General features: G+C 61.2%; 15 protein-coding genes. 2 read left to right on the plus strand and 13 right to left on the minus strand.

Going from position 1 to position 12,256, the window contains the following annotated elements; all coding sequences use genetic code 11:
- Positions 1-263: 263 nt before the first annotated feature.
- The 9 genes from BM413_RS09980 to BM413_RS10020 all read right to left on the minus strand — a co-directional run bounded on the left by BM413_RS09980 (position 264) and on the right by BM413_RS10020 (position 9,052).
- Positions 264-1,376, minus strand: coding sequence for an endonuclease/exonuclease/phosphatase family protein (locus BM413_RS09980; RefSeq protein WP_091912897.1), 1,113 nt, complete (start codon positions 1,374-1,376; stop codon positions 264-266).
- 122 nt (positions 1,377-1,498) lie between these two features.
- Positions 1,499-2,470: an ABC transporter substrate-binding protein gene (locus tag BM413_RS09985; protein WP_091912899.1), complete on the minus strand. Its 972-nt coding sequence runs from the start codon at positions 2,468-2,470 to the stop codon at positions 1,499-1,501.
- Positions 2,471-2,492: 22 nt separating this feature from the next.
- Positions 2,493-3,614 carry an ABC transporter permease gene (locus BM413_RS09990; RefSeq protein WP_091912900.1) on the minus strand — a complete coding sequence of 374 codons (1,122 nt, stop codon included), beginning with the start codon at positions 3,612-3,614 and terminating at the stop codon, positions 2,493-2,495.
- Positions 3,611-4,489: an ABC transporter permease gene (locus tag BM413_RS09995; protein WP_091912902.1), complete on the minus strand. Its 879-nt coding sequence runs from the start codon at positions 4,487-4,489 to the stop codon at positions 3,611-3,613. The genes BM413_RS09990 and BM413_RS09995 overlap by 4 nt, the downstream gene beginning before the upstream one ends.
- 5 nt (positions 4,490-4,494) lie before the next feature.
- Entirely contained in the window at positions 4,495-5,073 is a 579-nt protein-coding gene (locus tag BM413_RS10000; protein ID WP_348272897.1) for an endonuclease domain-containing protein, read from the minus strand.
- Positions 4,976-5,791 (minus strand): ABC transporter ATP-binding protein, encoded by an 816-nt coding sequence (locus BM413_RS10005; RefSeq protein ID WP_091912904.1) that lies wholly within the window; start codon positions 5,789-5,791, stop codon positions 4,976-4,978. The genes BM413_RS10000 and BM413_RS10005 overlap by 98 nt, the downstream gene beginning before the upstream one ends.
- A gap of 310 nt (positions 5,792-6,101) precedes the next feature.
- Entirely contained in the window at positions 6,102-7,352 is a 1,251-nt protein-coding gene (locus BM413_RS10010; protein ID WP_091912906.1) for a Zn-dependent hydrolase, read from the minus strand.
- Positions 7,353-7,361: 9 nt separating this feature from the next.
- The gene (locus BM413_RS10015; RefSeq protein WP_091912907.1) at positions 7,362-7,712 is read right to left on the minus strand and encodes a hypothetical protein; all 351 of its coding nucleotides are present in this window, start codon (positions 7,710-7,712) and stop codon (positions 7,362-7,364) included.
- Positions 7,713-7,723: 11 nt separating this feature from the next.
- Positions 7,724-9,052 (minus strand): omega-aminotransferase AptA, encoded by a 1,329-nt coding sequence (locus BM413_RS10020; protein WP_091912909.1) that lies wholly within the window; start codon positions 9,050-9,052, stop codon positions 7,724-7,726.
- A 241-nt stretch (positions 9,053-9,293) separates the two neighbouring features.
- Here BM413_RS10020 and BM413_RS10025 point away from each other — a divergent pair, with 241 nt between their 5' ends.
- Both BM413_RS10025 and BM413_RS10030 read left to right on the plus strand, forming a co-directional pair.
- On the plus strand, positions 9,294-9,929 hold the full coding sequence (locus BM413_RS10025) for a TetR family transcriptional regulator C-terminal domain-containing protein (protein ID WP_175544304.1): 636 nt from the start codon (positions 9,294-9,296) through the stop codon (positions 9,927-9,929).
- 92 nt (positions 9,930-10,021) lie between these two features.
- On the plus strand, positions 10,022-10,330 hold the full coding sequence (locus tag BM413_RS10030; protein WP_091912912.1) for an EthD family reductase: 309 nt from the start codon (positions 10,022-10,024) through the stop codon (positions 10,328-10,330).
- A 10-nt stretch (positions 10,331-10,340) separates the two neighbouring features.
- On the opposite strand, the gene BM413_RS10035 is transcribed toward BM413_RS10030, so the two are convergent.
- From BM413_RS10035 to BM413_RS10050, 4 genes are all read right to left on the minus strand, one after another.
- Positions 10,341-10,718, minus strand: coding sequence for a DoxX family protein (locus tag BM413_RS10035; protein ID WP_091912914.1), 378 nt, complete (start codon positions 10,716-10,718; stop codon positions 10,341-10,343).
- 54 nt (positions 10,719-10,772) lie between these two features.
- Entirely contained in the window at positions 10,773-11,231 is a 459-nt protein-coding gene (locus BM413_RS10040) for a carboxymuconolactone decarboxylase family protein (RefSeq protein WP_091912915.1), read from the minus strand.
- Positions 11,232-11,263: 32 nt separating this feature from the next.
- A complete protein-coding gene (locus BM413_RS10045) occupies positions 11,264-11,761 on the minus strand; it encodes an RrF2 family transcriptional regulator (RefSeq protein WP_091912917.1) in 498 nt (165 codons plus the stop codon).
- A 93-nt stretch (positions 11,762-11,854) separates the two neighbouring features.
- Positions 11,855-12,253, minus strand: a complete 399-nt coding sequence (locus tag BM413_RS10050; RefSeq protein ID WP_091912918.1) for a PaaI family thioesterase — start codon at positions 12,251-12,253, stop codon at positions 11,855-11,857.
- Positions 12,254-12,256 lie beyond the last annotated feature (3 nt).

A 12,256-nucleotide genomic window follows, 5' to 3' on the forward strand; every position in this document is an offset into this window, starting at 1 on the left:
CCCGAAAACTCGCCATTCTGGCCAATGCCGTCATCGCAAGGGGAACACCTTGGACACCAGTCCATACGCGATGACGCAAACATGGTTGCTCCCCCGCGTTGCGGGGGCGAGGAACCTGGGTTCTGCGAGGGCGCAACGCTTCAAGGACTTGGGTTCCTCGCCCCGCTTGCGGGGAGAGGTGGCGCGCGTAGCGCGACGGAGAGGGGGAACTTAACTACTCAACCCAAAAGCCGCAGCGATAGTTTCATTCGAAATGTAGCCCCTCAAACATCGATATCCACCCACACCGCCGCATGATCCGATCCCGCATCATGCGGCTTGGTAAGTTCGGCGTAGCAATCCCACCGCCGAGGCCGCGAGCCGGGCCACATGCCGGTCCGAAACACCCCACCCGCCTCAACCTTTTCGAACAGCTTCGGCGACAGGAGAATATAGTCGATCTTGTTGCCAGCGTTGCACAGGCCGAAGGTGCCGGGAAAGCCGCCATTGTCGAAGCCCGGATGCGTGAAAACATCCCTGAGGTTCGTGCCATCGATCAGCGGCTTCAGCGGGGCGCTGCCCGGCGTGTCGTTGAGATCGCCCAGCACGACGATCAGCTCGTTGCCTGCCGCCACCAGCCCCTCATAGATCGCCTTGACCCGTTCGGCCTGCGAACGCCGCTTGGCATTGGATGACGCGGGCGAGCCGAAACCCTTGCTCTTGAAATGGTTGACCATGACGATGAGGGTCTTGCCGGACGGCAGCGTCACGTGGAATTCGGGGCAGTCGCGTGAAAATATCCGCTCGCCGTTCGGCGCGAGGTCATCGACATGGCTGCGCATCAGACCGATGACATGGTCCGGCTTGGTCACCAGCCCGACATCAATGCCGCGCTCGTCATTGCCGTCGATGACCATGACCTGCCGGAACGGCGTGCCGCCTATTGCCGGCAGGATCGTGTCGTTGAAGGCGGCAAGCACCGGGCGGCTCTCGGCCTCCACCACCGCCAGGATATCGGCCTCGATGTCGATCATGACACGGGCGGTGTTGCGCATGGAATGCTCGTTCACCGGCTCGTCGCGCAGTTCCAGCGAGCCGACCCAGTCGGCGCGGCCATCAGCCAGGATTTCGATACCCCCGGCAGTCGGCCGCTTCAGCAATCCGCCACGGTTGCGGCGCAGGATAACGAAGGGGCCGGTGTCTGACTTTTCGAGGCCAAGCTTGATCATCAGCTCGACCATCTTCGTCTTCATCGCCGGCGTGTAATTGATTTCGCCGAGAAGCGCGTTGAGCGCGGCGAAGGCCTCCAGAACCGGACGGCCCTCCTCCCAGCTGTCGAGGTTCATCGCCTTGGCGCGATCGAACAGGTTTTCGACATTGTAGCTTGCGATCCGCATGGCTTGGTCCCTCAGGCAAGAATGCAGGAGCGCCAATCGTCTCACGGCTGGGTTGCGGTGTCATGACACCAAAAAGGGGCGGTTGCCCGCCCCTTTACTGTCTTGCGCTTTGGAAAGCGGATTTACTTGATCGCCTTGTCGGTGATCACCGTCGTGAAGGCGCCTTCCGGCTCCTTGGTGATGATCTTCTGTGCCAGCAGGGCCGCTGCGGTGCGCTCGTAGGCGGCCGGGATCAGCTTGCCGTCGGCATTGTCGATCAGCTTGGCGACTTCGCCCATCATGCGCTTCTGATGGTTCTCGTCCTGGCCGCCATTTTCCACGACGATGCCGGCAGCTTCGTCAGGATTCTCCGTGGCGTACTTCCAGCCCTTCATCGAGGCGCGCACGAACTTGACCATTTTTTCCTCGAAGGCCGGGTCCTTGAGCTTGTCGCCAAGCGCATAGAGGCCGTCTTCCAGAAGGTCGTTGCCCATCTCGGTGTAGTTGAAGACGGTCAGGTCTTCCGGCTTGAAGCCGGCATCGATCAGCTGCCAGTATTCGTTGTAGGTCATGACCGAGATGCAGTCGGCCTGCTTCTGGATAAGCGGCTGCACGTCGAAGCTCTGCTTGAGAACGGTGACGCCGTCCTTGCCGCCTTCGGTCGGCAGGCCGAGCTTGTTCATCCAGGCGTAGAACGGATATTCGTTGCCGAAGAACCAGACGCCGAGCGTGTGGCCCTTGAAGTCGGCTTCGGTCTTGATCGGGCCGTCCTTCGGGCAGACCAGTTCCATGCCGGCCTTCTTGAACGGCTGGGCGATGTTGACCAGCGGCACACCCTTTTCGCGGGCAGCCAGCGCGCCGCCCATCCAGTCGACGATCACGTCGGCGCCGCCGCCGGCGATCACCTGCTCGGGCGCGATGTCGGGGCCGCCCGGCTTGATGTCGACGTCGAGGCCTTCCTCTTCATAAAAGCCCTTGTCCTTGGCGACGTAGTAGCCGGCAAACTGCGACTGCGTCACCCATTTGAGCTGCAGCGTCACCTTGTCGGCCGCCCAAGCCTGGACAGCCGCCAGCGACATCGCGCCGGCCAGCATGGAAACCATCAGTTTTTTCATTTTTTCACCCTCTGAAGTGCGCCTACCCACCACGGACAGACGGATGCCAAAACGTAACGGCCCTTTCGACAAGGGCTATCGCGCCATAGAAGACCGAACCCGCAAGTGCTGCAACTGCGATTTCGGCCCAGACCATATCGATATTCATGCGGCCGACCTCCGTCGAAATGCGGAAGCCCATACCGACGACGGGGGTGCCGAAGAACTCCGCTACGATGGCGCCGATGAGGGCCAGCGTGGAATTGATCTTCAGCGCGTTGAAGATGAAAGGGGCAGCAGCCGGCAGCCTGAGCTTGAACAGCGTCTGCCAGTAGCTGGAGGCATAGGTGCGCATCAGGTCGCGTTCCATGTGCCCGGATGCGGCAAGGCCCGCCACCGTGTTCACCAGCATCGGGAAGAAGGTCATGACGACCACGACGGCAGCCTTGGAAGGCCAGTCGAAACCGAACCACATCACCAGGATCGGCGCGACGCCGATGATCGGCAGCGCCGACACCATATTGCCGATGGGCAGCAGCCCGCGCCGCAGGAACGGCACGCGGTCGGCCAGGATCGCAGTGGCGAAGCCCGCGCCGCAGCCGAGGATGTAGCCTGCGACCACCGACTTGAAGATCGTCTGGTTCACATCCGCCCACAGGATCGGCAGGGAATTCGCAAGCCGCACGCCGATGGCGCTGGGTGGCGGCAGAAGCACGAAGGGAATGCCGGCACCGCGGGTGATCGCCTCCCACAGGATCAATATCCACGCGCCGAAGATGACGGGGATAAGCAGGCGCAGCAGTGTATTCGCCAGGCGGTCGACCGGGCGCAGCACCGACAGCACGGTCACGCAGCGCCAGGCCAGCAGCCATCCCGCCGTAATCAGCAGGAAGAACGAGGTTCGCGCCGTCCCCTCATTGCCGGTAATGCCGGCAATCAGCAGCCAGGCCGCGCCATGCGCGCCGACGAACAGGATCGCGGCTGAAATCAAGTTCGGCAAGGGAAGTGCAGACGCCAATGCCGCGCCGGCGGCAAGGACGAAGATCAGCGCGGTCGTGCCGCTGCTGTAGGGAGCAGCCGCGCCGGCGAGCGGCAGCATGATGGCCGCGGCCACGCAGAAAAGCAGCGCCAGCGCCGCCTGCCATGAAAGCTTCAGCCCGCTCATGCCGGCCTCCCGCCCATGGAGCGCTCGACTATGTTGCCGACGATGCCGACAACTGTGACCAGCAGGATCGCCACGACCGAGCCGGCGACGAGGGCCGCCCATATGTCGATGGTCTGGCTGTAATAGGAGCCGGAGAGCAGCTTGGCGCCGATGCCGGCAACCGCGCCGGTCGGCAGTTCGGCAACGATGGCGCCGACGAGGCTTGCCGCCACCGCCACCTTCATCGAGGCGAACAGGAACGGCACGGAGGCCGGCACGCGCAGCTTCCAGAAGGTCTGCGAGGCGCTGGCATTATAGGTGTGCATCAGGTCGAGATGCATGAGTTCGGGCGAGCGCAGGCCCTTCACCATGCCGACCGCGACAGGGAAGAACGACAGATAGGTCGAGATCAACGCCTTGGGGATGACCCCGGTGATGCCGATCGCGGCGAAAACGACCACCACCATCGGCGCGATCGCCAGGATGGGAATGGTCTGCGAGGCGATGATCCACGGCATCAGGCTGCGGTCGAGCGAGGTGAAATGCACGATGCCGACAGCAATCAGGATGCCGAGCGCGGTGCCGAAAGCAAAGCCGAGCAGCGTCGACGAGAGCGTCACCCAGGCATGATAGACAAGGCTGCGGTTGCTGGTGACTTTGCGCAGGAACGTGTTTTCAAAGAAATTCGCCGCCACCTGGTGTGGTGCCGGAAGCGTCGGCTTGGGCTGCGACCACGTCTTGCCGACGAACTCGACAAAGCCCGGCGTCTCGCCGGCGCGCCGGTCGAGATCGCGCTGGAAAGGCCCGTTGAGGATGACGGCGAAGACGTACCAGACAATGACCAGGCCCAAGAGGATGCTGGTAATGGGTACGATTTTTTGGCTGAGGCGATCCATCGGCGCTAACAAAGTCCCCCTCCCCCTTGTGGGGAGAGGTTAGGGGTGGGGGTAACTTCCGAGCCAGTCATCAGCCCGAGCTCGCGCAGAATCTCTTCTACGCAACCGTCAAACGAGTCAGATAGCTCGCCTGTATTGAACCTCAGTGTCTTATAGCCTTGGCTAGCCAACCACTCGTCCCGTTTGCGATCGCGCGCATGCCCGGTCGCAGTGAAATGATGTTCGCCATCGACTTCAATGATGAGGTGCCGCTCATGAATTACAAAGTCGGCAATGTATGGGCCAAGCGGCGCCTGTCTTCTTACATGAATGCCGTAAAGCCGGCGAAACTCCCTTAGCTCCAACCAAAGCTTTCGCTCGCCTTCAGTCATGTTTCGTCGCAGTCGCCGAGCACGGCGAATTGCATCTGGACCGATTCCAGTCGGCATGAGAAGAACCCCCACCCCTAACCCCTCCCCACAAGGGGGAGGGGAATCTTTCTGCGCCTCAATCATCATAGCTATGCCCCGCCCGCAGCCCATCGCGCACCCGAGCAGCAATCGCCAGAAATTCCGGCGACTCGCGAATATCCAGCGGGCGCTCATGCGGCAACGTCGATTCGATGACGTCGGTGACACGGCCGGGGCGCGGCGACATGACGACGATGCGTGTCGACAGATAGACCGCTTCCGGAATCGAATGCGTGACGAAGCAGATCGTCTTGTTGGTGCGCTTCCAGAGTTCGAGAAGCTGCTCGTTGAGGTGGTCGCGCACGATCTCGTCGAGCGCGCCGAAGGGCTCGTCCATCAGCAGAAGGTCTGCATCGAAGGCCAGTGCGCGGGCAATCGAGGCGCGCTGCTGCATGCCGCCGGACAGCTGCCAGGGAAACTTCTTTTCGAAGCCCGACAGGTTGACCAGTTCCATGGTGCGCTTGATACGCGCCTTCTGGTCGGCCCCGGAAATGCCCATGATCTCCAGCGGCAGCGCGATGTTGCGCTCGATGGTGCGCCACGGATAGAGCGCGGCGGCTTGGAAGACATAGCCATAGGCGCGTGCCTGCCGCGCCTGCTCCGGGCTCATGCCGTTGATCGAAATGGTGCCGGAAGTCGGCTTTTCGAGATCGGCAATCACGCGCAGGAACGTCGTCTTGCCGCAACCGGACGGACCGATGAAGGAAACGAACTCGCCCTTGTTGATGGTCAGGTCGACATCGGACAGCGCCTGCACGGGGCCGTCTCCGGTCTGGAAGGTGAGACCGAGTTTCCTGGCTTCGACGACGGTTTGTTGTGCTGGCTGCAAGCTGGCTCTTTCCAAAAATTCCATCGCTCTATTAGAGCAGTTTTCCGACGATGGGGACACTGGCCGATGAAAGGAAGATTCGCGAAAACAACAGGATAAGCGCAGACCTTGATTCAGTTTGAATCAGGCTGCCTGCTGTCATCAAAACACGGCAATTGCCGTCCGCCAACGTCCGGTAACGTTGCGGCTCCCACGCCAAAAATCCCGCGCTGCACGAAGATGCAGACGGTCATGGCGCGCCATTCTCGATTTTTCCGATCATGCTCCCAGTTCCCCTTTTTGGACCGCGCACTTCTTTGCGAGCGCGTCGGTCCGGTCAAAAAAATGCAGGCGGTTACTCCACGATCACCGCCGTCTCGACAACTGCGTGGAACAGCACGTCGCAGCCGGCGGCGGCCCATTCCGGAAAGATTTCCTCGGCCTCGTTGTGGCTGAGCCCATCGACGCAGGGGCAGAAGACCATGGCCGTCGGCGCGACGCGGTTGATCCAGCAGGCGTCATGGCCGGCGCCTGAAACGATGTCGCGGTGCGAGTAACCCAGGCGAACCGCTGCATCGCGGATCGCCTTGACGCAGCCATCGTCGAAAGTCACAGGATCGAAATGGCCGACCTGTTCGATCTCGAAGGAGATATCCAGCGCCTCGCAAATGGTAGAAATCCCCTCACGAATGCGCTCGTCCATCTCGTCCAGCACTTCCTTGTTGGGCGAGCGGATGTCGATGGTGAAGACGGTGCGGCCGGCGATGATGTTGCGCGAATTCGGATAGACCTCCATGTGGCCAACCGCGCCGACGGCGTCGGGCTGATAGTCCATGGCGATCTCGTGGACAAGTTCGGTCATGCGCGCCATGCCGAGCCCGGCATTGCGGCGCTTGGGCATCGGCGTCGAGCCGGTATGCGCTTCCTTGCCGGTCAGCGTCACCTGAAGCCATTTCAGGCCCTGGCCGTGGGTAACGACGCCGATATCGATCAGCTCGTCCTCGAGGATCGGCCCCTGCTCGATGTGAAGCTCGAAGAACGCCTTCATCTTGCGCGCACCGACCTTCTCCTCGCCCTTCCAGCCGATGCGCTCCAGCTCATCGCCGAAAAGCTTGCCCTCGGCGTCCTTGCGGCCATAGGCCCAGTCCTGCTCGAGCACGCCGGCGAAGACGCCGGAAGCGAGCATGGCAGGCGCAAAGCGGGTGCCTTCCTCGTTCGTCCAGTTGGTAACGACGATGGGATGCTTGGTCTTGATGCCGAGATCATTGAGCGAGCGGATGACTTCGAGCCCGCCGAGCACGCCCAGCACGCCGTCGAACTTGCCGCCGGTCGGCTGGGTGTCGAGATGGGAGCCGACATAGACCGGCAGCGCGTCCGGGTCGGTCCCTTCGCGGCGGGCAAACATCGTGCCCATCTGGTCGACGCCCATTTCGAGCCCGGCCTCGTCGCACCATGTCTTGAAGAGGTTACGCCCCTCGCCATCGAAGTCGGTCAGCGTCTGGCGATTGTTGCCGCCGGCGATGCCGGGGCCGATCTTCGCCATCTCCATCAGCGAATCCCACAAACGATCTGAATTGATTCGCAAATTTTCGCCGGGGGCGGCCATGTATTACCCTTATCCTGTCAGTTCATCGAGAAGCTTCTGTGCCAGTCGCGGCTCTCCTAAACGATTCGGTCCGCTTTCCGACTGCAATTCTATTAGTCTCTGCATTGGAGCAAACAGGTCGCTAAAGCCCAAGGTCTCCCGAATTGAAACGAGCTCGGCACCGATGCGCTCAAGCCGTTTCACACTTTCCGGCAGAAACCGCTCTTGGAGATTTGCCGGCAATGTCTGCTTGTCCTGGCCAAACAAACCCCACCGGCCACCAACACAGTCTCTAAGCGCGAGGATCAAGGCATCAAGGTAAGCAGCTTCAAGTGACTGCCTTTCCTTGTCCAATCTTTCCTCACGCTTAGCGGAACCCATTAGTGCCCTTCCTAGTCGATCAGATTCAACACTTCACGGACATGATCGATCAGCTCGTCGATCTGGCCCTTGGTGATGATCAGCGGCGGCGACAGCGCGATGATGTCGCCGGTGGTGCGGATCAGCGCGCCGCGCTCGAAGGCTTTCACGAAGGCCGAGAAGGCGCGCTTGGTCGGCTCGCCGGCAATCGGCTGAAGCTCGATCGCGCCGATCAGGCCGATGTTGCGGATGTCGATGACGTTCGGCTCGCCCTTGAGCGAGTGCAGCGCTTCTTCCCAGTAGGGAGCAAGCTCGGCGCCGCGTGTCAGAAGCCCCTCTTCCTTGTAGGTGTCGAGCGTGCCGAGGGCGGCTGCCGAAGCGATCGGATTTCCCGAATAGGTGTAGCCGTGGAAGAACTCGATCATGTGTTCCGGGCCGGTCATGAAGGCGTCATGGATTTCCTTCGTGACGAACACTGCGCCCATCGGGATGACGCCGTTGGAGACACCCTTGGCGGTCGTGATGATGTCCGGCGTGACGCCGAAATAATCCGCCGCAAATGGCGTACCGAGACGGCCGAAACCGGTGATGACCTCGTCAAAGATCAACAGGATGCCGTGCTTGGTGCAGATGTCGCGCAGCTTCTGCAGATAACCCTTCGGCGGGATGAGAACGCCGGTGGAACCGGCTACCGGCTCGACGATGACGGCGGCGATGGTCGAAGCGTCATGCAGCGCCACGATCCGCTCAAGTTCGCTGGCGATATCGGCGCCATGCTCCGGCTCGCCGCGGCTGAAGGCGTTCTTTTCCGGTAGATGGGTATGCGGCATGTGGTCGACGCCGGTCAGCAGCGTGCCGAACATCTTGCGGTTGGAGACGATACCGCCAACGGAGATGCCGCCGAAATTGACGCCATGATAGCCGCGCTCGCGGCCGATGAGGCGTGTGCGCGAGCCCTGACCTTTCACGCGCTGATAGGCGAGCGCGATCTTAAGCGCCGTATCGACCGATTCCGAACCGGAATTGGTGAAGAACACATGGTCCATGCCCTTGGGCGCGATGTCGACCAGGCGGTTCGCCAGCTCGAACACGATCGGGTGGCCCATCTGGAAGGCAGGCGCATAGTCGAGCACGGCAGCCTGGTTCTGGATGGCTTCGGTGATTTTCGGACGGCAGTGGCCGGCATTGACGCACCAGAGGCCGGCAGTGCCGTCGAGGATCTTGCGGCCGTCGCTTGCGGTGTAATGCATGTCCTTGGCCGCGACGAGCATACGCGGCGCCTGCTTGAATTGCCGGTTCGAGGTGAACGGCATCCAGAATGCGCTGAGATCGTTCGGCGCGATATTTTTTCTGTTCGACATGACCAAGCTTTTCCTTTGCGGTCCCCTGTTTCGATACGGCCAACGCTTGGTCTTTGCTTCGCTTCTGTGCTACGCAAATTTTGACCGATTGGACAAACGTTAGCACCGCCAGATGGGCGGTCAAGGGAATAGTAGCCCAGATGCGCGGGCAAAATCGCGTTCCACACAACGAGAGAAACTGGTCCAGCGTATTGGGCCACAGCCGGTACTCTCCCGGCTTCGCGAAGAGGCCGCAATGACCATGGAAGGCTCCACCGCTCCGCGCCGCACCCGCATCCAGCAGGAGAAACGCGAACTCATTCTGGAAGCAGCGCTCGAGGTGTTTTCCGCCAACGGTTTTCGCGGCTCGACCATCGACCAGATCGCCGAAGCCGCCGGCATGTCGAAGCCGAACCTGCTCTATTACTTCCGCCGCAAGGAAGACATCCACGAGACATTGATGGAGCGCCTGCTGGAAACGTGGCTGGCGCCGCTGCGCGAACTGGACGACATCGGCGATCCGATGACGGAGCTTAGAAGCTACATTCGCCGCAAGCTGGAAATGGCGCGCGACTTTCCACGCGAAAGCCGGCTGTTCGCCAATGAAATCATCCAGGGCGCACCGCGCATCATGCCGCTGCTGGAAGGCGAACTGAAAACGCTGGTGGACGAGAAGGCCAGCGTGATCCGCGGCTGGATGCGCAGCGGCAAGATCGCCAAGACCGACCCCTATCACCTGATCTTCTCGATCTGGGCGACGACGCAGCATTATGCCGATTTCGACGTGCAGGTGCGCGCCGTGCTCGGCCCCGACCGCGGCGGTGAAGGCCGCTTCGAGGATGCCGCGCGCTTCCTCGAGAACCTGTTCATCCAGGGCCTGCTGCCGAAGCGCGACTGATCCGCCGACGCGCGAATGGGGGACTTTGGTCCGGGTTCTCAAGGTACCGGCGATAGTCCATCGTGCCCTCGCTTTCAGCGGAGGAGACGTCGATGGCAAAGCTCATTGCAATGTACAAGACACCGAAGGATGCGGCCGCTTTTGACCGCTACTATTTCGCCACCCACGTGCCGCTCGCCAAGAAGATACCTGGCTTGCGCAAATATGACGTCAGCACCGGCACGGTCGAGACGCCCGGCGGCGCGGCCGGCTATCATCTCATAGCGACGCTTCAGTTCGATTCGCTTGCAGCCATAAAGACGGCGCTTGGTTCGCCTGAGGGACAGGCGGCGGCCGGCGATATTCCCAATTTCGCCGATGGTGGTGCCGATTTGTTCTTCTTTGACACGAAAGAAGTGTAGCCGGACGGCTCTACGCCGAAGCTGCCATGGCAAGGATGAAACCGCCGGTCAGCGCGATATTGGCAACGACGCCATTGATGCGGGCAGCGCGCTCGGCGCCCTGATGGTCCCAGAAATTGTGGAACATTAGGGTGGCGACAATCAGGAAGCCGATGAGGCCGGCCGCCGCCAGCGCGGTCCAAAGGCCCGAAACCAGCAATGCGCCGCCGACGATCTGCAGGATAATGCCTGCCCAAAGCAGCAAGCCGGCTTGCGGCACGCCCCGAGCCGTCATGATGCTCGTCAGCAAAGGCCTGTTTGCAATGTTGCGGATGCCGGCGAAAACGAATGCACCGCCGAGCAGGAGGCGGCCGGCAAAGGCGAGTGCGGGAAGCGCGTCTTCGAACATGATTATCTCCCTTGCGAGGACGGCCGAATGGCCGCCCTTCTGACGAGTTGAAGGTCAGGCTGCCTTGGCTCTCTCGACCGGATGAATGGCGTGGAAGGGTACGCACAGACGGTTCCAGACGTTGATCATGCCAACCGCGACGGAGAGCTTGACCAGTTCCTGCTCGCTGAAATGCTCCAGCGTCTCCGCATAGAGGCTGTCCGTCACCGGCTTGTCGGCGAGCCGCGTCAGCGTTTCGGTCCATTCGAGTGCGGCGCGCTCGCGGTCGGAATAGAGCGGCGATTCCCGCCAGGCCGAGACGAGATAGACGCGCTGCTCGCTCTCTCCATCGGCACGCGCTTCGCGCGTATGCATGTCGACACAGAATGAGCAGCCATTGATCTGCGAGGCCCGCAGCTTGATCAGATGCAGCAGGCTCTTTTCGAGGCCGCACTGGTCAACCTTTGCGTTCAGGGTTTGCACCGCTTTCAGCAGTTCCGGATCAGCTTTGAAGAACTCGAGACGTGGTTTCATGGTCTTTTCCCTTCCTTGGGTGATTGATGGGCTCAGGCCTGTGGCCGCTGGTTGCGGGCGAGATATCCGCAGGCGAATGTGATGGCCCGCGGATCGGCATCTTCCTGGTAACCGGCGATGATGTCCGACAGCTTGGTTTCTGCCAGAACAGCGCGGTAAGCCCGCTCGGCCCGCAACATGGCGGCATTGATGCCGCAGGGTTTTGTGTAGGCGGCAGCCTCAAGCTTGCCCGGCCCGCGTTGCCGGATTTCGGCGCAGCGGAATGCAGGCTCCCTGCCCTCCACCGCCAGCACGATATCGAGAAGGCTGATGCGGTCGGGCGTGCGCGCAAGGCGATAGCCGCCATGCGGCCCGGACACGGATTCGAAAACCCTCGCCGCCACCAATTCCTTCAGATGCTTGAGCAGATAGCTCGGCGACACACCGTGATACTCGGCCAGCGCACTCGCCGGCAGCGTGCGCCCCTCTTCGAGGCCTGCCAGCATATTCGCGCAATGGATTGCCGCTTCTACGCCGTCACCCAGTTTCATCGCTTATCTCCTATTATGGATAACTTATATCATGGATATTTTTTATCGACAATATGAAAAACGAAAACCGCAGCACGAACATGCAGCGATTTGCTATCCGATCTTCCAGATTGTCCCTTGCGCGGCGGCGCAGAGTTTTTCTTCGCCATTGTCGATGGAGAAGATATCGCAGGCACAGACTGCCTGGTTGGCGCCACTGCCGATCACCCTGGCACGCGCGATCAACCGAGCGCCCTTGGCCGGGCGCAGGTAGTTTATCTTGAACTCCAGCGTCAGCACCTTGATGCCGAGAACGGAGCCACCGGCGAAGGTGAGCGCGTTGTCGGCCAGGTAGCTGAGGATGCCGCCATGAGCGAAACCGTTCTGCTGCAGGTGCTCCCGCTTCAGGTCCAGCGCAAGCTCAGCAACGCCTTGCTCGAAAACCAGAAGCTCGGTTCCCAGCAAGGCGCTGAAAGGTTGCGCGGCAAGTACTTTCTGTCCGGTTTCCAGCATGCG

It is taken from the genome of Mesorhizobium sp. YR577 (genome assembly GCF_900116595.1).
GTDB lineage: Bacteria > Pseudomonadota > Alphaproteobacteria > Rhizobiales > Rhizobiaceae > Mesorhizobium_M.

Bases quoted from the DNA above. Each gene is read 5' to 3' on its own strand.
- BM413_RS10045 (WP_091912917.1), bottom strand. From the start codon at position 11,761: ATGAAACTGGGTGACGGCGTAGAAGCGGCAATCCATTGCGCGAATATG.
- BM413_RS09990 (WP_091912900.1), bottom strand. From the start codon at position 3,614: ATGAGCGGGCTGAAGCTTTCATGGCAGGCGGCGCTGGCGCTGCTTTTC.
- BM413_RS10005 (WP_091912904.1), bottom strand. From the start codon at position 5,791: ATGGAATTTTTGGAAAGAGCCAGCTTGCAGCCAGCACAACAAACCGTC.
- BM413_RS10010 (WP_091912906.1), bottom strand. From the start codon at position 7,352: ATGGCCGCCCCCGGCGAAAATTTGCGAATCAATTCAGATCGTTTGTGG.
- BM413_RS10030 (WP_091912912.1), top strand. From the start codon at position 10,022: ATGGCAAAGCTCATTGCAATGTACAAGACACCGAAGGATGCGGCCGCT.
- BM413_RS09995 (WP_091912902.1), bottom strand. From the start codon at position 4,489: ATGGATCGCCTCAGCCAAAAAATCGTACCCATTACCAGCATCCTCTTG.
- BM413_RS09985 (WP_091912899.1), bottom strand. From the start codon at position 2,470: ATGAAAAAACTGATGGTTTCCATGCTGGCCGGCGCGATGTCGCTGGCG.
- BM413_RS10040 (WP_091912915.1), bottom strand. From the start codon at position 11,231: ATGAAACCACGTCTCGAGTTCTTCAAAGCTGATCCGGAACTGCTGAAA.
- BM413_RS10050 (WP_091912918.1), bottom strand. From the start codon at position 12,253: ATGCTGGAAACCGGACAGAAAGTACTTGCCGCGCAACCTTTCAGCGCC.
- BM413_RS10025 (WP_175544304.1), top strand. From the start codon at position 9,294: ATGGAAGGCTCCACCGCTCCGCGCCGCACCCGCATCCAGCAGGAGAAA.
- BM413_RS10035 (WP_091912914.1), bottom strand. From the start codon at position 10,718: ATGTTCGAAGACGCGCTTCCCGCACTCGCCTTTGCCGGCCGCCTCCTG.
- BM413_RS10000 (WP_348272897.1), bottom strand. From the start codon at position 5,073: ATGAGCGCCCGCTGGATATTCGCGAGTCGCCGGAATTTCTGGCGATTG.
- BM413_RS10015 (WP_091912907.1), bottom strand. From the start codon at position 7,712: ATGGGTTCCGCTAAGCGTGAGGAAAGATTGGACAAGGAAAGGCAGTCA.
- BM413_RS10020 (WP_091912909.1), bottom strand. From the start codon at position 9,052: ATGTCGAACAGAAAAAATATCGCGCCGAACGATCTCAGCGCATTCTGG.
- BM413_RS09980 (WP_091912897.1), bottom strand. From the start codon at position 1,376: ATGCGGATCGCAAGCTACAATGTCGAAAACCTGTTCGATCGCGCCAAG.